The 25905-nt window shown below is 75.9% G+C and carries 21 protein-coding genes; 9 read left to right on the plus strand and 12 right to left on the minus strand.

The window, feature by feature from the left end:
* Nucleotides 1-78: 78 nt before the first annotated feature.
* From RVR_RS10175 to RVR_RS10185, 3 genes are all read right to left on the minus strand, one after another.
* A complete protein-coding gene (locus RVR_RS10175; protein WP_202233532.1) occupies nucleotides 79-573 on the minus strand; it encodes a DUF3145 domain-containing protein in 495 nt (164 codons plus the stop codon).
* 504 nt (nucleotides 574-1077) lie between these two features.
* On the minus strand, nucleotides 1078-3540 hold the full coding sequence (locus RVR_RS10180) for a beta-glucosidase family protein (RefSeq protein WP_202233533.1): 2463 nt from the start codon (nucleotides 3538-3540) through the stop codon (nucleotides 1078-1080).
* A gap of 156 nt (nucleotides 3541-3696) precedes the next feature.
* Nucleotides 3697-4125 carry an organic hydroperoxide resistance protein gene (locus RVR_RS10185; protein ID WP_202233534.1) on the minus strand — a complete coding sequence of 143 codons (429 nt, stop codon included), beginning with the start codon at nucleotides 4123-4125 and terminating at the stop codon, nucleotides 3697-3699.
* Nucleotides 4126-4235: 110 nt separating this feature from the next.
* Here RVR_RS10185 and RVR_RS10190 point away from each other — a divergent pair, with 110 nt between their 5' ends.
* Complete coding sequence (locus RVR_RS10190) at nucleotides 4236-4655, plus strand: MarR family winged helix-turn-helix transcriptional regulator (RefSeq protein WP_202233535.1); 420 nt, start codon at nucleotides 4236-4238, stop codon at nucleotides 4653-4655.
* 60 nt (nucleotides 4656-4715) lie between these two features.
* Here the strand turns inward: RVR_RS10190 and RVR_RS10195 are convergent, their stop codons facing one another.
* Both RVR_RS10195 and RVR_RS10200 read right to left on the minus strand, forming a co-directional pair.
* Nucleotides 4716-5294, minus strand: coding sequence for a DUF1707 SHOCT-like domain-containing protein (locus tag RVR_RS10195; RefSeq protein ID WP_202233536.1), 579 nt, complete (start codon nucleotides 5292-5294; stop codon nucleotides 4716-4718).
* Nucleotides 5295-5552: 258 nt separating this feature from the next.
* Nucleotides 5553-6221: an SCO2400 family protein gene (locus RVR_RS10200; RefSeq protein ID WP_202233537.1), complete on the minus strand. Its 669-nt coding sequence runs from the start codon at nucleotides 6219-6221 to the stop codon at nucleotides 5553-5555.
* Between the two features lie 351 nt (nucleotides 6222-6572).
* On the opposite strand from RVR_RS10200, the gene efeU reads away from it, so the two are divergent.
* The 3 genes from efeU (at nucleotide 6573) to efeB (ending at nucleotide 10097) form a co-directional block, all read left to right on the plus strand.
* Nucleotides 6573-7424: an iron uptake transporter permease EfeU gene (gene efeU, locus RVR_RS10205; RefSeq protein WP_202233538.1), complete on the plus strand. Its 852-nt coding sequence runs from the start codon at nucleotides 6573-6575 to the stop codon at nucleotides 7422-7424.
* Between the two features lie 168 nt (nucleotides 7425-7592).
* Nucleotides 7593-8768 carry an iron uptake system protein EfeO gene (efeO, locus tag RVR_RS10210; RefSeq protein ID WP_202233539.1) on the plus strand — a complete coding sequence of 392 codons (1176 nt, stop codon included), beginning with the start codon at nucleotides 7593-7595 and terminating at the stop codon, nucleotides 8766-8768.
* 3 nt (nucleotides 8769-8771) lie between these two features.
* A complete protein-coding gene (gene efeB, locus RVR_RS10215) occupies nucleotides 8772-10097 on the plus strand; it encodes an iron uptake transporter deferrochelatase/peroxidase subunit (RefSeq protein WP_430393122.1) in 1326 nt (441 codons plus the stop codon).
* A gap of 189 nt (nucleotides 10098-10286) precedes the next feature.
* On the opposite strand, the gene RVR_RS10220 is transcribed toward efeB, so the two are convergent.
* The gene (locus tag RVR_RS10220; RefSeq protein ID WP_202233540.1) at nucleotides 10287-11585 is read right to left on the minus strand and encodes a PucR-like N-terminal domain-containing protein; all 1299 of its coding nucleotides are present in this window, start codon (nucleotides 11583-11585) and stop codon (nucleotides 10287-10289) included.
* A 359-nt stretch (nucleotides 11586-11944) separates the two neighbouring features.
* On the opposite strand from RVR_RS10220, the gene RVR_RS10225 reads away from it, so the two are divergent.
* The 3 genes from RVR_RS10225 to RVR_RS10235 all read left to right on the plus strand — a co-directional run bounded on the left by RVR_RS10225 (nucleotide 11945) and on the right by RVR_RS10235 (nucleotide 14864).
* A complete protein-coding gene (locus RVR_RS10225) occupies nucleotides 11945-12940 on the plus strand; it encodes an esterase/lipase family protein (RefSeq protein ID WP_202233541.1) in 996 nt (331 codons plus the stop codon).
* A gap of 160 nt (nucleotides 12941-13100) precedes the next feature.
* Nucleotides 13101-13877 (plus strand): SDR family NAD(P)-dependent oxidoreductase, encoded by a 777-nt coding sequence (locus tag RVR_RS10230; protein WP_202233542.1) that lies wholly within the window; start codon nucleotides 13101-13103, stop codon nucleotides 13875-13877.
* 147 nt (nucleotides 13878-14024) lie between these two features.
* Nucleotides 14025-14864: a helix-turn-helix transcriptional regulator gene (locus RVR_RS10235; protein WP_202233543.1), complete on the plus strand. Its 840-nt coding sequence runs from the start codon at nucleotides 14025-14027 to the stop codon at nucleotides 14862-14864.
* A gap of 7 nt (nucleotides 14865-14871) precedes the next feature.
* Here RVR_RS10235 and RVR_RS10240 read toward each other — a convergent pair whose 3' ends face one another.
* The 5 genes from RVR_RS10240 to RVR_RS10260 form a co-directional block, all read right to left on the minus strand.
* On the minus strand, nucleotides 14872-16170 hold the full coding sequence (locus RVR_RS10240) for an extracellular solute-binding protein (RefSeq protein ID WP_202233544.1): 1299 nt from the start codon (nucleotides 16168-16170) through the stop codon (nucleotides 14872-14874).
* The gene (locus RVR_RS10245) at nucleotides 16167-17105 is read right to left on the minus strand and encodes a hypothetical protein (protein ID WP_202233545.1); all 939 of its coding nucleotides are present in this window, start codon (nucleotides 17103-17105) and stop codon (nucleotides 16167-16169) included. The genes RVR_RS10240 and RVR_RS10245 overlap by 4 nt, the downstream gene beginning before the upstream one ends.
* The gene (locus RVR_RS10250; RefSeq protein WP_237404668.1) at nucleotides 17102-18778 is read right to left on the minus strand and encodes a VWA domain-containing protein; all 1677 of its coding nucleotides are present in this window, start codon (nucleotides 18776-18778) and stop codon (nucleotides 17102-17104) included. The genes RVR_RS10245 and RVR_RS10250 overlap by 4 nt, the downstream gene beginning before the upstream one ends.
* Before the next feature lie 193 nt (nucleotides 18779-18971).
* Nucleotides 18972-21860, minus strand: a complete 2889-nt coding sequence (locus tag RVR_RS37465; RefSeq protein WP_237404669.1) for a tetratricopeptide repeat protein — start codon at nucleotides 21858-21860, stop codon at nucleotides 18972-18974.
* Nucleotides 21857-24088: a S1 family serine peptidase gene (locus tag RVR_RS10260; protein WP_202233546.1), complete on the minus strand. Its 2232-nt coding sequence runs from the start codon at nucleotides 24086-24088 to the stop codon at nucleotides 21857-21859. The genes RVR_RS37465 and RVR_RS10260 overlap by 4 nt, the downstream gene beginning before the upstream one ends.
* A 237-nt stretch (nucleotides 24089-24325) precedes the next feature.
* Here RVR_RS10260 and RVR_RS10265 point away from each other — a divergent pair, with 237 nt between their 5' ends.
* Nucleotides 24326-24463 (plus strand): hypothetical protein, encoded by a 138-nt coding sequence (locus RVR_RS10265; RefSeq protein WP_202233547.1) that lies wholly within the window; start codon nucleotides 24326-24328, stop codon nucleotides 24461-24463.
* 88 nt (nucleotides 24464-24551) lie between these two features.
* On the opposite strand, the gene RVR_RS10270 is transcribed toward RVR_RS10265, so the two are convergent.
* The gene (locus RVR_RS10270; protein ID WP_202233548.1) at nucleotides 24552-25193 is read right to left on the minus strand and encodes an MBL fold metallo-hydrolase; all 642 of its coding nucleotides are present in this window, start codon (nucleotides 25191-25193) and stop codon (nucleotides 24552-24554) included.
* Nucleotides 25194-25263: 70 nt separating this feature from the next.
* Here RVR_RS10270 and RVR_RS10275 point away from each other — a divergent pair, with 70 nt between their 5' ends.
* Entirely contained in the window at nucleotides 25264-25821 is a 558-nt protein-coding gene (locus tag RVR_RS10275) for a MarR family winged helix-turn-helix transcriptional regulator (RefSeq protein WP_202233549.1), read from the plus strand.
* Nucleotides 25822-25905: the final 84 nt, after the last annotated feature.

Below are 25905 nucleotides of genomic sequence, written 5' to 3' on the forward strand. Positions count from 1 at the left end.
GCAGGCTATTGCGCGGGCCGGGCGAACGCGGCGGCGGCGTACGGCGGGAGCGGGCTCGGTCGTCCGGCTGGTGGTACGTCAGACCACCTGGTGCAGCCAGCGGACCGGGGCGCCCTCGCCTGCGTAGCGGAAGGGCTCCAGTTCGTCGTCCCAGGGCTTGCCGAGCAGCCGGGACAGCTCCGCCTCCAGGTCGGCCTCGCCCTTGCGGGCGCGCTGCATGGCCGCGCGCAGCCGGTCCTCGGGGATGAGGATGTCGCCGTGCATGCCGATGACGGCGTGGAAGATGCCGAGTTCGGGGGTCGCGCTGTAGCGCTCGCCCTCGGCGGTCGCGCAGGGCTCCGCGGTGACCTCGAAGCGCAGCAACTGCCAGCCGCGCAGCGCGGACGCCAGCTTCGAGGCGGTGCCCGGCTCTCCCTGCCAGGAGAACTCGGCACGCCAGGTGCCCGGAGCCGCGGGCTGCCGGACCCAGTCGAGGTTCACACGCACGCCGAGGACGCCCGCGACGGCCCACTCCACATGTGGGCACAACGCGCGCGGTGCGGCGTGCACGTACAGAACACCACGTGTCGTCACCGGTACCTCCAGTGTGGGACGAGGTTCGCCTTCCCCAGCGGCCTCACCCTCGTACTGGTTGAACCCGGGGCAACATGACACAGTCTGCACTATTCAGCCGAATCAGGACAACTTTCCGCCACCGTCGCCCGTCGTGCGTCGACCTCCCGTCAGATCGGTACACCTGTCAGGGGAAAAGCTACCCTGCGACGTCTGCCGGAGGGTGGCGTACGGCCGGGCCGGCGGCAGATGTCACCCACTCGTCGGAGGGAATCGTGAGGAGAACGCGCATGCGGAAGCCGTCACGGCACGGGCTGGTACTCACCGTGACCGCCGCTCCGCTGGGCCGATGCGGGTTCGGCGGCGGCGCGCCCGGCGGCGGCCGGGGGACGCCGTCCGCACACACTTCGCAATCCGGTTCCGCCGCGCCCTCCGGCGGCACCCCGCGCAGGGTCGCGCCCGCCCGGCGACGCGGCCGGCCGGTCCGGCGACGCGGCCGAGCCGCCCCGGCGGCGGAACCGGCCCTCAGGGGGCGTCCGAGGCGGGCAGGGGGGCGGTCAGGAGGGGGGCCGCGCTGGAGCGGGCCGCGTCCACGGTCAGCGGGCCCGGCACCGGCCGCCATCCGCCGGCCTCCTCGTCCCACCACTGCGCCGCCCGCGCGGGCACCTCGATCACGGCCTCGGCGCTCTCGCCCGGCCCCGCCGCCACCGCGGCGAACCCGGCCAGCCGGCGGTCCCCGTCGGCCGGCGTGAGGTAGAGCTGCACGACCTCCCGGCCGGCCCGGCCGCCGGTGTTGCGCACCTCGACCCGGACCGTCGCCAGCACGCCGTCCGCCGCGGAGGGCCGCACCTCGATCGCGGTGTACTCCCAGGAGGTGTAGCCCAGTCCGTGCCCGAAGGGGTAGGCCGGGGCCGGCCCGGAGCGGGCGGCCCAGGCGCGGTAGCCGATGGACGGGCCCTCGTCGTAGGCGAGTTCGCCGTCGTGCGGGGCCACCTGGCGGACCGGGGCGTCGGTGAGGCTCGCCGGCCAGGTGGTCGGCAGCCGCCCGCCGGGCTCCTCGGCGCCCAGCAGCACGTCGGCCAGCGCGGCGCCGGCCTCCTGCCCGGGGAACCACGCCAGCAGCACCGCCGCCACCTCCTCGCGCCACGGCATCTCCACGGGCGCACCGGCGTTGACCACCACCACGGTCCGGGGGTTGACCGCGGCCACCCGGGCCACCAGCTCGTCCTGCCGGCCCGGCAGCCGCAGGTCGGCGCGGTCGAAGCCCTCGGACTCCACCCGCTCGGTGGTGGCGACCACCACCACCGCGGTCTCCGCGGCGGCCGCCACCGCGACCGCCTCCGCCAGCAACTCGTCCGGGTCCTGCTCGGGTTCGCCGTGCAGCAGGCTGAAACCGACGGCCTGGAGGGGTAGTTCGGCCAGCTCGGGCGGCAGCGTGTAGCGCAGCGCCACCTCGACCGGCTCGCCCTTGGCGAGTTCGACGGCGCCGCGCTCCAGCGGGCGGCCGAAGAACGCCTCGAACGGGTCCTCGTGGGTGTCGGCCTGGACCCCGTCGAAGAGCACCCGGCCGCCGACCTCCAGCCGGAAGCCGCCGTTGCCGCGGGTGCCGAACCGGTGCGCACCCGCCACGGCCGGCACGAACTCCCCGCGCACCTCGACCGCGACCACCTCGTCGTAGGCCACGCCCTCGGGCAGGTCGCCCATCCACTGGACCTGGCCGCTCGGCAGCGGCTCGCCGCCCAACTCCCGTCCGGCCGAGTCCAGCGCGACCGCCCGCAGCACGAACCCGGCCCCGGCGGGCGCCAGTTCGTCGCTCGGATCGGCGCCCGTGGCGTACACCAGCGGGGTGCGGCGGGGCAGCGCGGCCCGCAGCCCGTCCAGCGGCGGGACGACGTGGTCGGGGAAGACCTGCGCGGACCCGCCGCCCAGCACCCGGGCGTGCCGCGCGGCCGCCCCGATCAGCGCGACACCGCCGCCGTACGGGTCGATCGGGAGCACCGGCCGGCCGTGCCGCGGCGCGTTGCGCAGCAGGACGCAGCCGCGCACGGCGACCTCCCGGGCCAGTGCCGCGCCGTCCACCTCCGCCGGCGCCGCCGGCCGCGCGGGCGCCCCCGCGAGCAGTCCGGCCCGGGCCGCCAGCCGCAGCACCCGCGCCGCCGCCTCGTCCACCAGCCGCTCGTCCACCTCGCCGGCGCGCACCGCCGCGGCGAGCGCCTCCCCGTAGACCGTGACCGGCCCGGGCATCGCCAGGTCCAGCCCGCCGCGGATCGCGCCGGCGGTCGAGCGGGCCCCGAACCAGTCGGAGACCACCACCCCGTCGAAGCCCCACTCCTCCCGCAGCACCCCGCGCAGCAGTTCCGCGTGCTCGGTCATCGGCACGCCGTTCACCGCGTTGTAGGCGGCCATCACGCCCCAGGGCCGGGCGCGGCGCACGATCGCCTCGAACGGCGCGAGGTACAGCTCCCGCAGCGCCCGCGGGCCCACCGTGTTGTTCACGGTGAACCGCTCGCTCTCGGCGTCGTTCGCCACGAAGTGCTTGACCGTGACACCGACACCGCCGTCCTGGACCCCCCGCACGTAGGCCGTGCCGATCTCCCCGGTCAGGAGCGGGTCCTCGCTGTACGCCTCGAAGTGCCGCCCGCCCAGCGGGCTGCGGTGCAGGTTCACGGTGGGTGCCAGCAGCAGGTGGACGCCCTTGCGGCGGGCCTCCTGAGCCAGCAGCCGTCCCACCCGGCGGGCGAGTCCGGGGTCCCAGCCGGCCGCCAGCGCGGTCGGGCTCGGCATCGCGACGGACGGGTCCACCGCGGTCCACCGCCGCCCCCGCACGCCGATCGGCCCGTCGGACATCACCAGTTCGCCGAGACCGATCCCGGGCATCGCGCGCAGCGCCCACATGTCCCGGCCCGCCAGCAGGTCCGCCTTGGCCGCGAGGTCCAGCCGCTCCAGCGCCCGTGCCACCGCCCGCTCGACCGCGTCCCGCTCCGCCATGCCCGCATCCCTCCGCCGACGCCGCCACCGCCACCCGCGCCCCAAGTATCACCGCGGCACCCCGCCCGGGAGGAGACCCCGGCACGCGCCGGCGCACGACGGCGCCCGCCCCCCGGCGGGCGGCCGGGGGGCGGGCGGTGGAGCCGGAGGGGCGGGTCAGATGACGCTGAGCTTCACGTCCACGTTGCCGCGCGTCGCGTTGGAGTAGGGGCACACCTGGTGCGCCTTCTCCAGCAGGTCCTTCGCGGTGGCCTCGTCCACGGCCGGGATGGACGCGGCGATCTCGACGGTCAGACCAAAGCCGCCGCCCTCGACCTTGCCGAACCCGACCTTCGCGGTGACGCGCGAACCGGAGATGTCAGCCTTCTGCTGGCGGGCCACCACGCCCAGCGCGCCCTGGAAGCAGGCGCTGTAGCCGGCCGCGAAGAGCTGCTCCGGGTTGGTGCCCGCCCCGCTGCCGCCCAGCTCCTTGGGCGGGTTCACCACGACGTCGAGCTTGCCGTCGTCGCTGGCGACCCGGCCGTCCCGGCCGTTCTCCGCGGTGGCGACCGCCGTGTACAGGACATCTACGGACTGGATGGTCATGAACGGTTCCTCCCGCGGAACGGCCTCGCGTGGCGCCTGTGAAGTTTCGTTGCCTAATGAACCATGTCCTTGATGTTTCAGATTGTCAAGGAAACGAGTAGCCTCCCCCCATGACCCGCCGCACCGATCCGCTGACCGCCGAGGTCGTCGACCTCATCGGCGCGGTCGTCGCGCGGTACCACCAGGAGTACGACGCGGCCGCGGCCGGGCACCGCATGACCGGTGCCCAGGCGCGCGTGCTGGCGATGCTGTCCGCAGGGCCGCTGCCGATGCGCGGCATCGCCGAGCGGCTGCGGTGTGAACCGTCCAACGTCACCGGCATCGTGGACCGGCTGGAGGCGCAGGGGCTCGCCGAGCGGCGCCCCGACCCGGCCGACCGCAGGGTCAAGCTCGCCGCCGCCACCGAGCGCGGACGTGCCGTGGCCGCCGACCTGCGGGACTCCCTGGAGTTCGCCCGCGAGCCGCTGGCGGCGCTGTCGGCCGGGGAACGCGCCACGCTGCGGGACCTGCTCGCCCGCGTGCTCGGCTGAGGCCCGGCCCCGGGGTCGGCGGCGCCACCCGGCCGGGGCGCTCGCCTCATCCCGCCCGCCTCATCCCGCGCGCTTCACCGTCACCGCGCCCCACATCGCCAGGCCCTGCACCCTGATCCGCGGCGCGCCGACCGCCCCGGGCCCGCTCGCCCGGCGGCCGAACAGGCCCAGCAGCCCGACCCCGCCCACGTACACCTCGGCGTCCGCGGGGACCACGACGCGCATCCCGCCCCACAACGCGTAGGCGCGGACGCGGGTTTCGGGTCCGGTGAAGCGCGCCTCGCTGAGGTCGATCACCCCTCCGCCCCACAGGCACAGCGCGGTGATCGAACGCGGCACCGTCCAGGCGCCCTTGCGGGCGAACCCGCCGAACACGGCGACCGCCCACCGCGATCCCCACGCCGCCCGGCCCGTCGACGGCGCCGCGGCGCCGGCCGCGCCCGCGGGCAGGTCCCGGGTGAGGACGTCCAACGCTCCGTAGCTGCGGGCGTCGTAGGCCGCGCCGATCCGCTCGTCGAGTTCGGCGAAGTCGATCCGCCCCTCGGCCGCCGCCGAGCGCAGCGCCTCCGCGACCTGCTCGCGGTCGCGGTCGGAGGGGCGCAACTCCTCCCGCCGCCCCCGCGCGGGAAGTCCGGTCATGGCCCGATGCTCTCACGCCCCGCCGACATCGGGGCGGCGCGCAGGGAGAGCGCGGAAGGACGGCGGACGCGGGCGGTACGGCGGCCCGGCGGGCGCACACACCGGCGCGGGCGGACCCGGGCCCAGGGGCGGCGGTACGGACGGCCCCGAGGCGCGGACGGCCCCGAGGTACGGGCGCGGGCGCCACCGGGGCCACCGGGGCCGCGGGGGACCCGGACGGTACCGGAGCGGGAGCCGCCGCGCTCGCGGGGACCGGGATCAGTCGCACCACCACAGGACCTGGTTGCAGGTCGACTGGGACGGCGAAGGGGTGGCCGTCGTGGGCGGCGGGGTGGTGGGCGCCGTGGTGGCGGCTCGGGTGGAGGGTTCGGGACGGATCGAACCGGTCACCGGGGACGCCTTGCCGGTCGAGGAACCGCCCGGCGTGGCGGTGGGCGACGCGGACGCCGGCGTGGTGGACGGGGCGGTGGTGGCGGCGGAGGACGACGGGGTGCCCGCGGTGCCGCTCGGCGCGGGCGCGTCGGGGCCGGTGGCCTCGGGCGAGGCGTCACCGGAGGTGGGGGCGGGCGGGTTCTGGTCCAGCGGTGCCGCGGGGCTCCCGTCGCCGCCCGACCCGCCCGACAGCGCGGCCACCGAGAACATCGCCGCGGCGCCGACCACGGCGATCACCCCGATGCCGTAGACCGTGGCCCGCTGCCGACCGCGCCGGGCGCGGTCGGCCGCCTGTCCGCGCGCGGCGAGCCGCCGCGCGGCCCGCCCGCCCGCGCGCGGGGCGTCACCGGCGGGGAAGTCGTCCGCCGCGCCGAACGCGGGGAGTCGGGCGGTCTCGCCCACCGCGGGCAGGACCGGCCGGTCGGCCGGGGTACCGCATCCCGGGCACGAGTAGGCGCCGTTGAGATGCCGTCGGCAGGCGTAGCAGTAGTCCATGGCGGAAGGGACACTAGGGGACGGCTGTGGCGGGAGGGAACCCTCGCCTTCCGCTTGCCGCGCCTTTGCCCGGAAACTCCGCGCGGGGCCGGGCACCGATGCCGCGCACGACGGGCGAAACCGGGCGCGGCCGCGGTGACCGTAAAGAACCCGTCAAGGTACCGGTGAGTCGCCCCACATCAGGCCCGTTTTGACGGGGATTGGGAGCACCTACGCCTTGACGCGCACACCACGGGATCCTTTTAATTAGGGTCGCCTAAGTTCGCCGGCCCCCGCACAGCCTCCGCCCAGCCGGCGCACAGACCCTTTTCCGCCAGAGCCCGGCCGGTGCCGGAACCGTGAAGGACCCCCATGCTCCCCACGTTCGTGATCGGACTCCGCGAAGGACTCGAAGCGGCCCTCATCGTGGGCATCATCGCGTCCTTCCTCGGCCAGCAGGGCCGGCGCGACGCGCTGAGGAAGGTCTGGCTGGGCGTCGGCATCGCGGTGGCGATCTGCGTCGCGGTCGCCGTCGCGCTCCAGGTCTTCTCCAGCGAGCTGCCGACGCGCCAGCAGGAGCAGTTGGAGACGGTGGTCGGCGCGATCGCCGTCGTCATGGTCAGCTACATGGTGCTGTGGATGCGCCGGCACTCCCGCGACCTGCGCAAGGACCTGGAGGGCGCGGCCGGCCGCGCGCTGTCCGAGGGCTCGGCCTCCGCGCTGGTGCTGATGGCCTTCCTGGCGGTGCTGCGCGAGGGGTTCGAGACGGCGGTGTTCCTGCTCGCCACCTTCAACGAGAGCAACAACCCCTGGTACGGCGGCACCGGCGCCGCGCTCGGCATCCTGGTCGCCGCGGTGGTCGGCTACGGCATCTACCGCGGCGGGGTCCGGATCAACCTGTCCCGCTTCTTCCGGATCACCGGCATCGTGTTGATCCTGGTCGCCGCCGGACTGGTCTCCACCGCCATCATGACCGCGTACGAGGGCGGCTGGATCGACCGTAACGACCAGGCGTTCGACCTGTCCTGGCTGGTCCGGCCGGGCACGCCGACCTCCTCGGTGGTGACCGGCGTGCTCGGCGTCCAACCCTTCCCGAGCTGGGCGATGGTGATCGGCTGGCTCGTCTACACCGTCCCGATGCTCGCGGTGGTGCTGTGGCCGGCCCGCCGCGGGAAGGCGTCCGCCGCGAGGAGTTCGAAGGCCGAGCCCGTGCAGACCGGCTGAGCCGCCGCCTCACGCGCACCCGCCGCCCGTCCCGCGGCCGCCCCGGCCCCGCCGTCCACACCGGCGGGCCGCCGGGCCGCGCCCGCGGCCCCCGTTCACCCCGTCCGCCCCACCGCACCACCGTCCCGACGTCCGCCGTGCCCTGCCCGGCCTCATCAAGGAGCCCTCGTGAACCCCGCTGCCACCCACCGCCGAGTCCTGGCCTGCGCCGCGACCGTGATCGCCGCGGGCATGCTGCTCACCGCCTGCGGTGGCGACAAGGACAAGGGAGCCTCCGGCACCGACGCCAAGGCCGCGGGCGCGAAGACGTCCAAGGTCACGATCACCATCACCGACAAGGGCTGCGCGCCCAGCCCGGCCAAGGCCCCGGCCGGCACGGTGAAGTTCAGCGTCGCCAACAAGAACTCGGCGAAGGTCACCGAGGCGGAGTTGCAGGACGGCGGCAAGATGCTCGGCGAGAAGGAGAACCTGACCCCGGGCCTGTCCGGCGACTTCACCCTCAACCTCGACAAGGGCACGTACTCCGTGTACTGCCCCGGAGCCAGCGCCGACCGCGCCGCCTTCACCGTCACCGGCGCCGTCGTCAAGACCTGGAAGGACGACCCGCAACTGGTCGCCGCCACGGAGCAGTACGGCACCTGGATCGACGGCGAGGTCAAGCAGCTCGTCACCACCACCGCCGCGTTCACCGCCGCCGTCAAGGCCGGGAAGCTCGACGACGCGAAGACCCTCTACGGCAAGGCCCGCATCCACTACGAGCGGATCGAGCCCACCGCCGAGATCTGGGGCGACCTCGACGGCCGCATCGACGGCCGCGCCGACGACGCCGCCACCCCGGCGGACTTCACCGGCTTCCACCGCCTGGAGCAGGCGATCTGGCAGAAGAAGTCGCTGGCCGGCACGGCCAAGCTCGCCGACCAGCTCAACGCCGACGTCAAGAGCCTCGACGACCAGGTGCCGACGGTCGAGTACCAGCCCGCGGTGATCGCCAACGGCGCCACCGACCTGGTCAACGAGATCCAGTCCTCGAAGATCACCGGCGAGGAGGAGCGCTACTCGCACATCGACCTGCTCGACTTCGACGGCAACCTGGCCGGCGCCAACGAGGCGGTCGACGTGCTGATGCCGACACTGAAGAAGAAGGACCCCGCGCTGGCCGCCGAGGTCACCCAGCGCTACCAGGCCACGGCCGCCGCCCTGAAGAAGTACGCCGCGACGCCCGGCTACGAGGACAGCGGGTACGTGGACTACCAGAAGGTCACCGACGCCCAGCGGCGTACGCTGTCCCAGACCGTGGACGCCTACGCGGAGTCCGTCTCCAAGATCGCCGGAAAGATCGCCTGACCCGTGACCGACAGCACCCCGGACAGCGCCCCGGACATTACCCCGGAACCTGACGCACGGCGGCCCGAACAGGCCGCCGTGAGCAGGCGCCGGCTGCTCGGCGCGGTCGGCGCCGGAGCGGCGGTGGCCGGGGCCGCCGTCGGCGTGGGCGGCACGGTGCTGGCCGGGGGCGGCTCGTCCGGCTCGGGCGGCGACGGCTCCGGCGGCGCCGCCGGCAGCCAGGTCGTCGCCTTCCGGGACGGCCACCAGGCCGGCATCGCCACCCCGTCGCAGGACCGGCTCTGCTTCGCCGCCTTCGACGCGGTGCCCGGCGCGACCCGCGCGGACCTGGCGGACCTGCTGAAGACGTGGACGGCCGCCGCCGAGGCGATGACGCTCGGCCGGCCGGTGCCGGGGGACGCGGGCGACCTCAACACCCCGCCGGACGACACCGGCGAGGCGGTCGGCCTGGCCCCGGGCCACCTCACCGTCACCATCGGATACGGCCCGTCGCTCTTCGACGGCCGCTTCGGGCTGGCCGCGCGCCGCCCGTCGGCGCTCAGGACGCTGCCGCGGCTGCCCCGGGACGAGCTCGACCCGGCGGGCTCCGGCGGCGACCTGTGCGTGCAGGCGTGCGCGGACGACCCGCAGGTCGCCTTCCACGCGGTCCGCAACCTGCGCCGGCTGGCGTTCGGCACGCTGGCGCCGCGCTGGATGGAACTCGGCTTCGGCCGCACCTCGTCCACCTCGCCGCAGCAGGCCACCCCGCGCAACCTGCTGGGCTTCAAGGACGGCACCCGCAACATCGACGGCACCGACGCGTCGATGATGGCCGAGCACGTGTGGATCGGCGACGAGGAGCCGCAGCGCTGGGCGCGCGGCGGTTCCTACCTGGTCAGCCGGAAGATCCAGATGCGGCTGGAGCAGTGGGACCGGGACCGGCTCGGCGACCAGCAGGACGTGTTCGGCCGCTTCAAGTCCAGCGGCGCGCCGCTGACCGGGAAGACCGAGTCCGACACCCCGGACTTCCACGCCCGGTCCGGCGGCCAGTACGTCATCCCGGCCGACGCGCACATCCGGCTGGCGGCCCACGAGAACAACAACGGGCTGCGCATCCTGCGCCGCGGCTACTCGTACACCGACGGGATCGACCCCGAGACGGGCGACCTGCTGGGCGGGTTGTTCTTCGTGGCGTTCATGAAGAGCCCGGAGCAGTTCGTCACGCTCCAGCGCGTCCTGGGCGCGCACGACGCGCTCAACGAGTACATCCAGCACGTCGGCAGCGGCGTCTTCGTCGCGCCGCCCGGGCTGGCGGCGGGCCAGGACTGGTCCGGCCAGCTCTTCGGCTGACGCAGGCCCGCCCCACGGTCCGGCGGTCCGGCGGTCCGGCGGCTCGGCAGCTCGGCGGTCCAACGGTCCGGGGGTCCGGGGGCGCAACGGCTGCGCGGCTTCGCACCGCTTCGCGCGGCCGCACGCATCCGTGACTCCGCCGGGGGCGCCGGACGCCCGGTCGACGGCGCGGCCGACGGGCCGCGACCGTCAGCGGGCGGCCGGCGGGTGGTGGGCCAGGACCCGGCCGCGCAGGGCGACTTCGAGTTCGAAGCGGGCGTCGGGGTCGGCGAGCGCCGCTCCGAAGAGTCGCTGCACCTGGTGCAGCCGGCGGCGGGCGGTCTGCGGGTGGATGCCGAGCCGCGCGGCGACGTCGGGCGCGCTGCCGCGGTGGGTCTGGAGCCAGGCGAGCAGCGTCTCGGCGAGCCGTTCCGCGCGCTTGGGGGTGAGCGCCGCCAGCGGGCGCAGCCGCCGGTCGGCGACCAGCCCGACCAGCGCCGGGTCGCCGAGCAGCAGCAGTTCCGGCAGGCAGCGGTCGCAGTCGACCGGCCCGCCGGTCTGCCCGTCCGGCAGGCAGCCGAGGATCGCCCGGGCCCAGCGCAGCGAGTCCGCGGCCAGCCCGACCGGGACGGTCGGCCCGATCACCGCGGTGCGCGCGTGCAGCGCCCGCTGGACCTGGCCGTCGCGCAGGTAGAGCGCGGGCTCCGGCACCAGCAGGTAGGGCTGCTCGCCGTCGGTGTCCGCCAGCACCAGGTCGGGCAGCCGGGCACGGCCGCGCGCCGTTCCGGCACGGGACGGTCCGGCCGAGGAGGGCCCACCCGGCGGCGGTCCGGCAGGTAGCGGTCCACCCGGCGGCGGTCCGGCAGGGGACGGTCCCGCCGCGGGCGGAGCCGCAGGAGCGGGGCCGAGGGCCACGCACGCCACCGCGGACGGCATCGGCCAGTCCGCGGTGGCGGCCGCCTCCCGTACGGCATCGGGCGCCGCGCCGGTGACCAGCAGGTCCAGCAGCCGGTGCCGGCGGCGCCCGAGGGTGCCCGCCTCGTCGGCCTTCGCCTCCGTGTAGCCGCGCACGGCCGCGGAGGCGAGTTCGTCGAGGCAGGCGAAGATGGCCTCGGCGAGCACCACCATCTGGTCCGTGCCGAGCCCGGAGCGGCGGGCCACCCGGGCGTAGCGGCGCCAGGCGACCCGCCCGCCGAGCCGGTAGGCGGCCTGGAGCGCGTCGAGGCTGCGGCCCTCGGCCAACTCGCCCCGGCCCAGGGCCCGGTGCACCCGCAGCCGGTCCTCGGTGAACGCGCCCTCGGCCCGGCCGGCGGCCAGCAGGTCGGCGAATTCCCGCAGCGCGCTCTCCACGCCCTGCTGGATTCCGGCGCCGAAATTCCCGGCGAGCGGCCGGGCGAACTCGGGCACCTGGCGCCGTATCTCGCCGATGATCTCGGCGGCGAGCGAGGTCCGCTCCTTTCCGACCGCCGCCGTGAACCGCGGCGGAAAGCGTGTCCACGGTCCGTCCACCGGTGCCCTCCGTCGGCCGTGCTGCCGGGCGGCGCGGCGGGCCACGGCAGGTCCGAGCGCCGCCGTTTCCCGTGCTACCAGGGCGAGTTCGCGGCGCGGCACCGGGCACGCCCTGACGTGGTGGCCTACTGGGCAGTATGCGGGGATGTTACCGGTGCGTCAACAGGTGTGACAGGGACGTCCGTTCTTGTGCCACCGATGACCGTTCCGCATTGCGGGTGGACGGTTTCCTGGCATCACGGCACGTGCTTTTCCTGCATGCCGCCGGGGTCGTTGACCGGCCCCTACGGCATTTCCTAGCATCACCGATCGCCGCACTTCCGGAATTCGCCCGCTCGAACAAGGGACGGTACCCCCACATGAAACGCACCCTCCTGCGCGGTTGCGCGACGGCCGCCGCCGCGGTCGGCCTGGCGCTGGCCGGCACCCAGGCCGGCTCCGCGACCGCCGCCGACGCCGGCACCGCTCCGGCGCCCGCCGCCGCCCCCGCCGCGTCGGGCCAACTACCGGTGAACTACCACTTCGGCACCGGTTTCGTCGGCGGTTTCGGCAGCCCGACGACGGCCCCGGCGGGCGCGAACAACTGGTCCTGCAAGCCCAGCGCCGCGCATCCGTACCCGGTGGTGCTGGTGCACGGCACGCTGGAGAACATGAACGACAACTGGGGCGGCGCCTCGCCGCTGCTGGCGAACAACGGCTACTGCGTGTTCGCGTTCAACTACGGCGGCTCGTCGGCGTCCGCCGCGATCCAGGGCACCGGCCCGGCCGAGGACGGCGCGGCGCAGCTGTCCTCGTTCGTGGACCAGGTGCTGGCGGCGACCGGCGCGGGCAAGGTGGACCTGGTCGGGCACTCGCAGGGCGGCATGATGCCGCGCTACTACCTCAAGAACCTCGGCGGCGCCGCGAAGACCGACAAGCTGATCGCGCTGTCCCCCAGCAACAACGGCACCACCCTGGACGGCCTCACCGAGTTCGGCAGGCAGCTCGGGCTGCTGGAGCCGGCCAACCAGTTCGTGGTGGGCCCGGCCTGCGCGGCCTGCGTCGAGCAGGAGATCGGCTCCGACTTCCTCACCTCGCTCAACAGCGGCGGCGAGACGCAGCCCGGGGTGTCGTACACCGTGATCACCACCAAGGACGACGAGGTGGTCACGCCGTACACCAACGCGCTGCTGCCGGCCGCGTCGAACGTCAGGAACATCACGGTGCAGGACCAGTGCGGGCTGGACGCCAGCGACCACCTGGAGATCGCGTACGACCCGATCGCCCTGACCGACGTGCTCAACGCGCTCGACCCGGCGCACCCGCGGGCGGTGCCCTGCGAGGTCGTCCTGCCGGTGACCGGGCCGCTGACGTAGCCGGCGCACGGCCGGGCCCGGCCCCCAGCCAGGGATCGCGAATCCCTGGTTGGGCCGGGCCTTCATCCGGTGCCGCGACGCGCGCAGGCTGGTCGGTGAGGGCGGGTCCCACGGGCCGTACGGACGGTACGGCCGCCGCCGACACCCAGGAGCCAGCACCATGACCCAGCAGACCGGAACCCGCGACCGCGTCGCCCTGATCACCGGCGCCAACCGCGGCCTGGGGCGCAGCACCGCGCTGCGGCTCGCCGCGGAAGGCGTCGACTCGGTCCTCACCTACCGCTCGCACGCCGACGAGGCGCAGGCCGTCGTCGACGAGATCACCGCCCTCGGCCGCACCGCGCGGGCCCTGCCGCTGGACGCCGGCCGGGTCGAGGACTTCCCCGGCTTCGTCGCGGAGGTGGAGCGGACCCTCAAGGAGACCTGGGGGCGCGACCGCTTCGACTACCTCGTCAACAACGCCGGCCACTCCGCCCCGGCGCCGTTCGCGGAGACCACCGTCGAGGACTTCGACGCGCTCTTCGCGGTGCACGTGCGCGGCGTGTACTTCCTCACCCAGGCGCTCGCGCCGCTGATCGCCGATGGCGGCCGGATCGTCAACACCTCCTCCGGCCTGGCTCGCTTCAGCCGGCCGGGCATGTCGGCGTACGCCATGACGAAGGGCGCGGTGGAGGTCTTCACCCGCTACCTGGCGCTGGAGCTGGGCGGGCGCGGGATCACCGCGAACACCGTGGCGCCCGGGCCGATCGCCACCGACTTCGGCGGCGGCTACCTGCGGGACAACGAGCAGGTGCGCACGCAGCTCGGCGCGGAGACCGCCCTCGGCCGGGTCGGGGAGCCGGACGACATCGGCGGTGTCGTCGCGTCGCTGCTCTCGGAGCACACCGGCTGGATCAACGGCCAGCGCGTCGAGGCGTCCGGCGGCACCCTGCTGTGACGGCCGGCGCCGGCGTGACGACCGGCGGCGGCGTGACGACCGGCGGCGGCGCCGGCCGGATCCCGGGGCGCGCGGGACCGTGGAGCCCCGGAACCGCGGAGCCCCGGGCGTCGGGCGTCGGGCGTCGGTGAAGGGGAGACTGGGAGCATGGACCGAGAACAACTGGCGGACTTCCTGCGGACCCGGCGGGAGGCGCTGCAACCGGAGGACGTGGGCCTGCCGCGCGGCCAGCGGCGCAGGACCGCGGGGCTGCGGCGCGAGGAGGTCGCCGCGCTGTGCGGGATGTCCGCGGACTACTACGGACGGATCGAGCAGGCCCGCGGCCCGCAGCCGTCGGAGCAGATGCTCGCCGCGATCGCCCGCGGCCTGCACCTGTCGCTCGACGAGCGCGACCACCTGTTCCGGATGGCCGGGCACGGCACCCCGCGGCGCGGCCTGCGCACCGACCACGTCAGCCCGGGCATGATGCGGGTGGTGGACCGGCTGGCGGACACCCCGGCCCAGGTGATGTCGGTGCTCGGGGAGACCCTGCTCCAGACGCAGCCGTCGATGGCGCTGGTCGGCGACCAGACCGGCTACACGGGCCTGGACCGCTTCCTGGTCCACCGCTGGTTCACCGACCCGGCCTCCCGGCTGGTCTACCCCGAGCCGGACCACCCGCGGCACGGCCGGTACTTCACCGCCGGCCTGCGGGCGGCCTACACCGCGCTCGGCCCGGGCTCGCCGGCCGGCGAGCTGGTGGACGCGCTGCTGGCGTCGAGCCGGGAGTTCGCCGCGATCTGGAGCGCCCACGAGGTGGGGCTGCACCGCGTGGACGTCAAGCGGATGCTGCACCCGGACGTCGGGCTGCTCGAACTGCACTGCCAGACCCTGCTCGACGAGGACCAGGCGCAGCGGCTGCTGGTGTACACGGCCACCCCGGGTTCCGAGTCCTACGACAAGCTCCAGTTGCTGTCGTCGCTCGGCGTGCGCCGGCCCGGAACCTGACGCTCCGTCATGTCGCCCCGCTTCCGCACACCGTGGGGAGCCAGACCATGGTGCGGCGCTGCCGTACCGCCTCCAGCGTCGTCAACTGGTGGGCCAGCGAGGAGGGGTCGGCGAGGTACCGGAGGGCGGCCAGCTCGAAGGCGTCGCGCATCACCGCGGGCATCGCGTCCGACGCGTCGTAGCACCGTACGGTGCCCGGCGCGTCGAGGGCCTTGGCCGCGGCGAGGGTGACCTGGTCGCCGGCGTAGACGGACCGCGCCACCTCGTGGTCCGCGGAGAACCCGGCCTGCGACAGGCTCCACCGCGCCTGCACGTCGGAGCGGGCCAGGTAGCGGATCAACTTCCGTGCCTGCGGGGTGTCGTGGAGCATCGCGGCGAGGTCGCCGGAGACCTCCCAGGAGTCCCGGGAGGCGTGCGGCCCCGGGATGAGGGCGGAGGAGTGCGTGAACCGCGCGTCGGACCGGGCCGGTTGGGCGCTGTCCGCCCAGCCGGGGTCGGTGCGGATGAAGGACGACTGGTGTTCGAGGGTGCACGCGGCGCCGCCCTTCACCGCGGTGCGGGACACCGCGTCGTAGCGGCGGGTCAGCGCGGGCGTGACGTAGCGGGCCTGGCCGGCGCCGACCAGGGTGCCCCAGGTCCGCCAGGCGTGCGCGACCCGGGCGTCGTCCCACGGCAGCTTCCCGACGGCCCACCGCTGGTAGACGTCGGGACCGGCCTGCTGGAGCAGGATGTCCTCGATCCAGTCGGTGGCCGGCCAGCCGGAGGTGGCGCCCGAGACCATGCCCAGGCACCAGGAGCCGGGCCGGGCCGCGGCGGCCGCGAGCCGCTCGGGCGCCATGCCCTTCGGGTACCACACCGTGCTCTTCAGATCGGTCTTGATCGGCAGCCAGTAGTAGTGCGCGCCCGCTCCGGCGGGTCCCCGCACCTTGGCGACCCAGGGGGCGTTGAAGTCCGCGGCGTCGAACAGGTCGTCCAGGGGCTGGAGTTGGCCCGTCGCGGCGTAGTCGGCGAGTTCACCGGGACCGGGCAGCACCGCGACGTCGGGCGGCGCGCCGGCTCCGGCGTCGGCGTCGAGCACCTGGCTCTCGGCCGAACTGCCCTGGTAGAGCACGTGGATGTGCTCCTTCGCCTCGAACGGCTCGATCACCTCCTGCCGGAAGAGCCGCTCGTCCTGCCCGCTCCAGTTCGCCAGCAGCGTCACCGAGCCCTCGTCGCCGACCGCCCGCACCACCACGGCGCCCACCACCGCGAGCACCACCAGGCACAGGCCGATGACGCCGTAGGTCCATCCGCCCGGCCGCCTCATCGGGACACCTTGACCCGGTACTCGCCGATCCGCGGCGCGAGCGCCCACACCACGAGCACCATCAGCGCCACTCCCCCGGCCACGATCCAGCCGGCCGCCGCCGCGCGGAAGCCGGTGTCCGCCATCCGCCGGGCGACGTCCGCCCCCGCGGTGCTGATGCCCGGCCCGGCGTGCGGCCGCTCCAGCAGCCTGCGGGCGTGGAACAGACCGCTGTGGGTCTGCCAGGTGAAGGTCCCCAGGACCGCCGCGCCGCCCACCAGCAGGACCCCGGCCGCGGCCAGTTGGCGGTTCCAGCGGCGCCGGAACCGGGTCCGGTGGAAGCGGTGCGCCTCCGCCAGCGCGGCCGCCAGCGCGACGACCAGCGTCCCCGACACGCACCAGCCCAGCGCCAGCGGCCATCCGAACGCCGCCTGCCGGTGCACCACCGCCACCTGCGCCTGCTGGAGGGCGTTGAGCCGGCTCATCAGCGACGAGCCGGTCACCGGGTCGCCCGGCCGGCCCAGTACGTCCGCCGCGTCCTCCATGTACCCGGCGTGCAGCGGCGACCGGGCCGGCACCTGTCCGGCCAGCCCGATCCAGTACGAGTACGCCGAGATCAGGCCGGTCACCGTCTTCAGGGTCAGCCGACCGGTCGCGCCGGTGACGTCCTCGGCGGCGGCGGAGGTGAGGATCTGGTTGGCGACGGCGACCTGGGTGGAGAAGCTGCTCGTACCGGCCGCGTCGGAGGCCGCGTCCAGTTCGGCGTCCTGCTCGGCCCGCAGCAGCGCGTCCTTCGCGGTGTCCACGTCGAGCACGCCGGGCGCGGTCGACGACGCGAGCGGCACCGCGCCGTCGTGCACCCCGGTGTAGGAGCCGAGCAGCGCCAGCGTGGTCAGCGCCACGAGTGCGGCCAGCAGCCAGAGGCGGTACCACAGTTCGCGTGAGGTGGTGCTCATGACGCCCCGGCCCCGGGCGACCGCTGGTGCCGGCAGTGGGGGCAGAACCTGGCGTTCGACGGGATGCGGGCCCGGCAGTTCGCGCAGTCCACGAGGCCCGCGACCGGCCGCACCGGCACCTCCCCGGCGGTCGGGCCGCCCGAACTCGGGCCGTGCGTGGTGTGGGTGCTCGCGGCGATCAGGTGCTCGAACGCGTCGGCGGCGACCCCCTCCCGCAGTGACACGTCGCCGGCGACCGGATCGCGGATCTCCACGATCCGCTGGAGCTCGGCGAGTTGGCGCTGTGCGCCCAGGTCGTGGGCGAGCGTGACGGCGAGGCCGAGCAACCGGACCGCCTCCTCGCGCCGCCCGCCCCTGAACGCCTCCGCGGCGAGGGCGGCGCTCTCGCCGAGCCGCCGGTGCTTCTCGAAGTGCTCGTCCTCCTCGGTGCCGACCGCCGCGAGCACCGGGTCGTCGGTCCAGCGGACCAGGCACGGCCGGGACGGGGGCAGCCGCAACCCGCGTTCCGGGCCCGGCCGCCCGGTCGGCGGCCGCCCTCCGCCGTCCGGCGCCGCCACCTCCACGACCGCGGCCTGGAGGTCCTCGTCCAGGGCACGGCCGGCCGGGTCCACCGTCACGCAGAGCTGGAACCTGCGTACCTCGTTGCCCCACGCCCGGGTGGTGAAGGCGGTGGCCGGCCCCGACCCGGCCTGCGGCAGGCTCAGCTCGTGCGGGAACATCTGGCGCAGGTACCGCAGCCGCCCGCCGGGCGACGGCGTCACCCTGATCTCCAGCTCCGGCAGCGGCCGGGCCAGCAGCCTGGTGATCAACTCCTCGTACGCCGCCGGAAGTTCGTCCTCGTCGTGCACCGCGTTCGCGCTGCCGTGCAGCCGCCGGGTGACGTCGACGAGCAGGCGCGCGTCCCAGTCCGTGCCGATGCCCCAGGCGTCGCAGAGGAACCGGCCCTGCCAGGTGTCGAGCACGCGGGCGACCGGGTTGAGGCGGTCGTACTCGTTCCTGCCGTCGGTGAGCATCAGCACGTGCGGGATCGGCGCGGACTGCTCCGCGAGCAACATGCCCGCCAGGTCGAGCCAGTTGCCGACGCAGGTACCGCCGCCGGGCCGCATCGCGTAGACCGCGCGCGCCGCCTCCTCGCGGGTCGCCGCGGACGCCGGCCGCATCGGCCCCTCCGGCGGGTAGGCGGTCACCGCCCGGTGGGTGCCCCGGACGACGGCGAACGGGGTGCCCTCCGGCAGCGCCCTCAGCGCGGTGACGGCGGCCCGCCGGGCCGCGTGGATCTTCCGCTCCGGCACTTCCATCGAGGTGGAGCAGTCGACGACCAGCACCTCGGCGACCGACGGGCCGGCACCGCCGGCGGGCGCGCGTACGGCCGCGCCGGCGTCCGCGAGGCCGCTGACCCGGACGGTCAGGATGGCGTGCAGGTCCTGCACGCCGGCCCGGGCCGCGTGGTAGACGCGCTGGCTGATCGCGAGTTCGACGGTAGGGGTGGTGGCGGCTGCCGCCGGCCGCGCCGCGGACCCGTCCGGGTCCGGGTACGGCGGCGGCACGGACCCCGCCTGCGCGCCGGGGTCGTCGGCCCCGGCCGTACGCCGTGAAGCGCTGCCGGTGCCGCCGCGAGCGCCGCCGTCGCCGTTCCGGTCCTCGCTCCCGTTCGTGCTCCCGTACGTGTCCACTGCTGGCCGCTGCTCCTCACCGCTCGGTCGGTACGTCGGTCGGGTCTTCCGGGCTGTCCGGGTCCTTTCGGGTCGTGCGCGTGCTGCGTGCCTTCCGCGTCGCCCCTCCGCCGTCCGCGTCGCTCCTCCGCCGACCGGTTCGACCGGTCGGCGGGCGGATTCGACCGGCCGACGGGCGGCCGCTGCCGGGGCGTCAGAACCTGCTCTCCGGCCGGACCGCGTAGGCGCGGTCGAGCAGGTCGCCGCGCTCGGTGGCGCCGTGCCCCTGGTCGGCCAGGCCGCGCAGCGACGCGTGGAGCAGCATGGCCAGGTGGCGCCCGCTGGCCGCGCCCTCGAAGAGGTCGCCGGGCGGCAGCGCGGGGAACGGCCGGTCGAGCCAGGCGTCGTCGGACGTGGGCGGGGTGCGGGCGCGGGGGGTGAGCGGCACGCGGCGCGCCAGCCCGCGCAGCCACGGGAGGAAGCCGGCCGCCGTGGCGGGCCCGCCGTCCAGGTCGGGACCGCCGTCCGGATCGGGACCGCCGTCCGCGACGGGACTGCTGTCCGGGTCGGGGCCGCCGTACGGATCGGGACCGCTGTCCGGGTCGGGGCCGCCGCCGTACGGATCGGGACCGCCGTACGGATCGGGCGTGCCGTCCCGGCGGAAGGCGCCGGTCCGCGGCGGATCGGGATCGCGCCGGGGAGGGGGGACGTGGACGGCTCCGTCGGAAGCCGCAACCGCCCTGCGCCGCGCGTACTCCTGCTCACGCACCTCCGCGACCAGCCGGTCCCTGGCCCTGCCGGCCGGCTGCTCGGCCACGCGGTCCGCCGCGTCGCGCAGGTCGGCCGCGGTGGGGCCGGCGCCCGGCACCCGTCCGGCGAGCACCCGGATCATCGCGACCCGCGCGGTGTCGTAGTGCCGCGAGGTGGAGGGGACCTGGCCGAGCACCCGGACCGCGGCGGTGCGGCGCCCGGCCCGCAGGTGACCGCGGGCCAGGCCGAACGCGGCGCTGCCCTGGGCGCGGTCGCGCTCCCAGACCGCCTCGTAGTAGCGGCTGACGTCCTCCTCGGGGTCGCCCAGCCGCTCCGCGCAGTAGCCGAGGGCGAGCTTGGGCGCCCACTCGCCGGGCACGATGTCGTAGACCGCCTCGAAGTAGCCCTGGGCGGAACGCACCCGCCCGGCCGCCAGACCGGTCAGGCCGCGGTGCCAGGCGAGCCGCCAGTCGTAGCCCGCGGCCTCCGGGCCCAGCAGCCGTTCCGCCTCGGCGAGCCAGTCCGCGGCGTGGCCGGCGGCCTCCTCGCCGTCGTGCCACAGGAACCCGCGGCACAGCCACAGCGCGACCTCGACCGTGCGCAGCGTCGGGTCGTGCCGCACGCGGTCCGCGACGCGCTCGGGCACCGCCTCGCCCAGCAGGCCGAGGAAGACCACGGCGCCGTCGTCCGGGTCGGGGATCGGCACCGGCAGCGCGCGGGCCACGTCCTGCGGGTCCGGCGCGCCGAACTCCAGCCACGGCGCGGTGCCGATCGCCCGCTCCGCCCGCCGGGTCCAGTAGCCGGTGCCCGGTGCCCTGCCGAGCACCGCGCCGAAGAGCACCGCGGTCGGCTCGAACCGGGTGGAGCGCTCGGGGTGCCGCTCGTGCCGGCTCAGCGCGCGGTGCTCGCGCAGCACCTCCCATAGCTGCCGGGACATCTGCGCGGCCGAGGTGAAGCGGGCGTCGGGGTCGTCGTGCGTGGCGCGGGCGATCAGCCGGTCGAAGGAGCGCTCGGCGAGCCCCGCGGCCGGCGCCGCCTTCTCGTACAGCTCGCGCAGCGTGCGGCCGACGGTGAACAGGTCGCTGTCGACGTGGAAGCCGCGGCCGGTCAACTCCCGCAGCCGCGGGGCGTACGCGCGGGTGTACGACAGCCGGCTGACGCGGTCGTCCTTGCGGCGCACCGCGCCGAGGTCGATCAGCTTGACCTGCCGGCCGTAGTGGATGACGTTCGCGGGCTTCATGTCGCAGTAGAGCAGCCCCTGGTCGTGCAGGTACTCCAGGGCGCCGAGGATCTTGCAGCCGTACGTCACCACGTGGTCGAGCGCGAACGGCTCCCCGAACAGGTCGGCCAGTTGCTCCGGGGTCCGCCTCATCAGCAGGTTCAGCGGGGACCCGGCGACGTACTCCATCACGATGTAGTCGGTCGGTTCCTGGTCGCCGGGCGCGAGGTGCCGGCGCGAGGAGATCACGCCGACCACGTCCCGGTGGTGCAGCGTGGCGAGCGAGCGCATCTCCTCGACCGCGCGGCGGCGGGCGATCGCGTCGCTGTTGTTGATCTGCGCCTTGAGCACCACCCGGTGCCCCTTCAACTCGGTGTCCTCGGCGAGGTAGACCCAACTGGTGCCGCCCGGCGAGAGGTAGCCGAGCACGCGGTAGGTCTGCCGGCTGGCCTCGCCGATCTCGTCGCCGACCCGCAGTTGCGGGCGGAAGGAGTACGGGGTGCCGCACTCCGGGCAGTAGCCGTGGTCCGGCGGCGGCCCGCCGTCGTAGGCCAGCCCGATGGTGCCGGGGCACTCCGGTACGCCGCACGGGCGGCCGCCGACGGGTGGCGGGCCGGGTTCGCCGGCGATGCTGGCGAGGGCGGGCGCGGGGATGTCGGGGAGCGGGACGAGGCCGTCGCTGTCGAGGGTGTCGGGGTTGGGGACGGCGGGGGCCGGGGCGAGGTGGGGGCGGGTGGCGCCCCCGGTGGGGCGGGCGCGGTCCCGCTCCCGCGCCCGTTCGCGTTCACGTTCGCGTTCGCGTTCGACGGAACGGCGCTGGCCGCGCTGCCTGCGGGGCCGGTCGCGCCGCCCGCCGCCCGCGGTACGGCCCGACTCCGCGTCGGGTATGTCGCCCGGGTGGTCCGTGCCGGTACGGGGAGCGGGGACCGACGAGGCCGGGGGAGGCACCGCCGGCGGGGGCGTCGAGGCGGAGGAGTGCGCGGAGTCGGAGGAGGGGGCCGGGGCACGGGCGGAGGCGGACGTGCCCGCGCCTCGGGTGTCGGGTGGCCTGCGCGAGCAACGGTCGCAGAAGCCGGTGGACATCAGGGTGCCGCCGCATCCGGGGCGGGGGCAGGGTGCGGGCTGTTCGGTCACGGGCGGGGCTCGCCCCCCTCCGGGTCCGGTCCGTCCGGCGGTACCGGGTCGGGCTGTTCCGGGCCGCGGGACCGCCTCTCCCGTCCGAACGGTGCGGGAGGTTCGGGGCGTTCGGGGCGTTCGGGGGCGCCGGGCGGCGCCCCCGGGTCGCCCCGCGCGCCCGGGTCCTGCCTCCCGGCCCCGTCCCGCCTCCCGGCCGAGCCCCCTCCCCCTCCCTCGTCCCGGTCCTGGTGCCCTTCAGGGGTCCGGTCCCGGTCCTGTCCGGGGGTCGGCAGGCCGCCGGGCGGCGGGGGCCGGTGGCCCCGGCGCTCGATGAAGTCGACGTACTCGCGCACCGCCGCCTCCGCCGGCCCCAGGTCGCAGGGGCGGGCGTGCAGCAGGTCGTGCGCGGCCTGGTAGCGGTCCTCGGCGTCCAGGTCCTCGCTGCGCACGGCCTGTTGGTAGAGCACCTGGTACGAGTCGAGCCGGCCGATCAGCTCCTCGTGCCGCTCGACGAGCGGGTCGAGGCGTGCGATCGCCTCCCGCATGTGCCGCTCGGCGCGCGCCGCGACGCGCTCGAAGCGGCCCAGGTCCGGGTGCTCGCCGCGGCCCGCGGCGACCCCGGCCGTGCCCGCCATCGTGGTCCGCACCACATGCGCCTTGATCAGGGCGTCGAGCGCGCGGTCGCAGTCGGCGAGCACCACCGCCATCCGCGCGTGCAGCGCGTCGGCGAGCGGGCCGGTGATCTCCGTCAGCGTGCCGAGCAGCCGGGCCTGCCGCTGCTGGCTCGGCTCGATCACCAACTGGCTCTGGGCGCGGGCGACATGGGCGCCGTCGTGGCGGAAGACCAGGAGCATGCGGTCGCCGTGGACGCGCAGCCGCGCGAGCAGGTCGAGCAGCGTGTCGGGATCGTCCGCCTCGTCGACCCCCACCAGGACGAGGGTGAGCGTCGCGGGGGAGGCGAGGACGCGCCGGACGGTCGCGTCGAGGTCCGCCCCGGTGATGTCCTCCAGCCCCTCCGGGAGCACGCCGAGCCGGTCGGCGACGCGCTCCGCGATCCACCGGGTGCCGCGCCCGGCCGCGTTCAGCGCGAGGTCGAGCGCGCCGACCGGCGGGTCGGTGTCCGCGCCGCCGACCGCCCCCTCGCGGGCCGGACCGGCCTGGCTGCGCGTGCCGTTGGCGGGATACCCGTTGGCCGCCCCCGGACGGCCGACCGTGCCCCCGCTCCGGCCGCTGCCCGGACCTCCGATCGTGCCGCCCGGACCGGCGGTCGGACCGGGACCCCGGCCGGCCGTCGGGCCGCCCGCCTCGCGGTCGGCCAGCAGGAGGGCACGGCGGAGCGTGGCCGCGCGGACCGGATCGTCGGCACGGACCCGGCTGATCTTGATCTGGAGGCCGTCGTCGGTGCGGCGGGCGGTGCGGACCGCGGCGCCCGGCGCGGACGGAGCCTCCGATACCCCCGCTGCCGCCGGTACCCCCGCTGCCCCCGGTGGACGCGCGTCGCGCCCGGTACGGTCCCGGTGGTGGTCCGCGTACCGCTCCCCCTGGCGGCCGCCGCGGAACCACTGCGCCAGCCGGCGGGCGAAGTGCGGGTCGAACAGGGCCGGTTCGGGCCCGTGCGCGTGCAGCCGCTCGTCCACCGCGGGCCGGCCCGTGGTCCAGCCGGCGGCGCGCGGGAGGTGGCGCGCGATGGTCTCGGCCGGGCTCAGGCACGGGCCCGCGCGCTCGCCGTCGGGGCTGCCGGGCAGCACCACCCCGACGATCTGGCCGGTGGCGGCGTCCACGGCCGCGGCGCCGCCGTATCCCGCGGTGAAGGCCCCCGCCGGGGCCAGCCCCACCCGCCCGTCGGCGCCGCCCGCCACGCCGCCGGTCGCCGCGGCCATCCACCGCCCGGCGCCCTCCGCGGCCGGGAATCCGTACACCCGCACCTCGCGGTGGGGCACGGACAGCCGGCGCAGCGCGCTCGCGGCGCCCGCCGGGCCGGGTCGGGCCAGCCGCAGCAGCGCGACCCCGCCCGCCTCGGCGGCGCAGACCTGTTCGGCGACCGCGTGGCGGGAGGCGCCCCGGGCCGCGACGAACTCCGCGGTGACGTGTTCCCCCTCGGCGACGGCTGCCGCGTGCGTGAGCACCCACTGCGGGTCGACCAGTACCCCGGCCCCCGCGATCGTCCCGTCGCCCCGCCGGATGCGCACCGCCCACGGTGGCGCCGCCCCGGAGCCCCGGCCGCCGATTCCCCCTTCGGCCTCCATGTCCGGCACTCTACGCCTGACGGTCCATCATGTCCGCCCGATGAACCGGACGATTCGCCCGGTGACGCCCACGGGCGGCCCCCGCGGCGCGGCCCCACCGCCCCGGCCCCGCGCGCCGACCCCCCGCCCGCGCAGCCGAACTCCCGCCCCCGCGGCGCCCACCGCCCGGCCCCCGGCGGCCGAACTCCCGCCCGCGCGGCCCGGATCGCGTCGGACCGCGTCAAACCGCTCAGCCACGTGGCCACCGCGGCGCGCGACCTGATGAACGGCGCCGGTTCCCCCGCGGGCCCGGTGGCCTGGTCGCTCGCCGCCACCGCCGCCGTCGTCCTGGTCTGCGCCCCTGTCACCCTGCGCCTGTACGCCGCGGACCGTTGACGCTCCCCGCGCCGGGCGGCCGCCGCGTCCGCCCGGCGCGGGGAGGTACGGCGGCCGCGAACGGCCGGCGCTCGGACCTTCCGGACCGTCAGACCGCGACCGTCTCGCCGATCGGCACGATCTCCAGGGGGACCTCGGTCAGCGCCTCCGGGCTGAGGAACCGGGCGGTCGACTGCTGACCGGTCTCGCTGAGCATGACCTCGTGGATCTGGACCAGGCGCCGCGGCGCGACCTCGCGGACGTAGTCGACCGAGGCCGCCAGGCTGGTCCACGGCCCGCTGGTGGGCAGCAGCAGGGTGCCGACCCGGGCGTCGGGGGCGTGGTAGGCGTCGCCGGGGTGGTAGACGTCCTCGTCCACGAGGTAGCCGACGTTGGTGACGCGCGGGATGTCGCGGTGGATGGCGGCGTGCAGTTCGCCGAACACGCGGACGTCGAAGCCCGCGACGCCCAGCACGTCCCCCGCCGCCACGGCCGTGACCTGGCCGGGGCGGGCCGACCAGCGGTCGACCACGGACGCGGGACCGTAGACCCGCAACTCGGGCCGCGCCTCCAGGGACTTCGCGATCAGCTCCTCGTCGAAGTGGTCGAAGTGCTCGTGCGTGACCAGCACGGCGTCGGCGGCGGCCACCTCCTGCGCCGCCTCGGGGCTGAACGCGCCCGGGTCGATGACGAGCCGCGCGCCGTCCTTGGCCAGGGTCACGCAGGCGTGGGTGTGCTTGGTCAGGTCCATCAGGCGTCCTCTCCGGATATCTACAGGGGAAACTGTACAGGTTGCCCTACATTACTGCTAGCGTGGCCGCATGCCCCGCCTTCCCCGCGACCCCGCCCGCGACCCCACGCCGGAACAGCTCGCGGCGACCCTCCGCAGCACCGTCGGCACCCTGGTCCGGGCCACCCGTTCGTCCGACCGGCTCGCCGCGATCCCGGCGACGGTGCTGGACCTGCTCGACCGGCGGGGCCCCATGACGACCGCCGACCTCGCGGCCGGCCGGGGGGTGCGCCACCAGACCATGGCCGCGACCGTCAGGGAACTCACCGACGCCGGCTACCTGGCCGCGGGCCCGCACCCGGCCGACGCCCGCAAGAAGATCCTCACCCTGACCCCCGCGGGCGCCCGCGCGCTCGCGGCCGACCGGCGCCACCGGGTCGGCGCGCTCGCGCAGGCGCTGGCCACGAGCCTCGACGGCGACGAGCGGCGCGCCCTGGCCCGCGCGCTGCACCTGCTCGACCGCGTCGCGGCCGCGCTCACGCCGGACGGAAGCACCCCCGACGGAAGCACCTCCGACGGAAGGGCCCCGACGGAACGGCCCCGTCATCCGAGACCCAAGGCGACCCGGCCGCGGATCGCGGCCCCGTGAGCGGACCCTGGTGACACCGGCGGGGTGCGGCCGGCCCGGTCGACGGCCCCGCCGACCTGCGCGGACGACCGCTCCCCCCGCGCG

The sequence above is a fragment of the Streptomyces sp. SN-593 genome (assembly GCF_016756395.1).
GTDB lineage: Bacteria > Actinomycetota > Actinomycetes > Streptomycetales > Streptomycetaceae > Actinacidiphila > Actinacidiphila reveromycinica.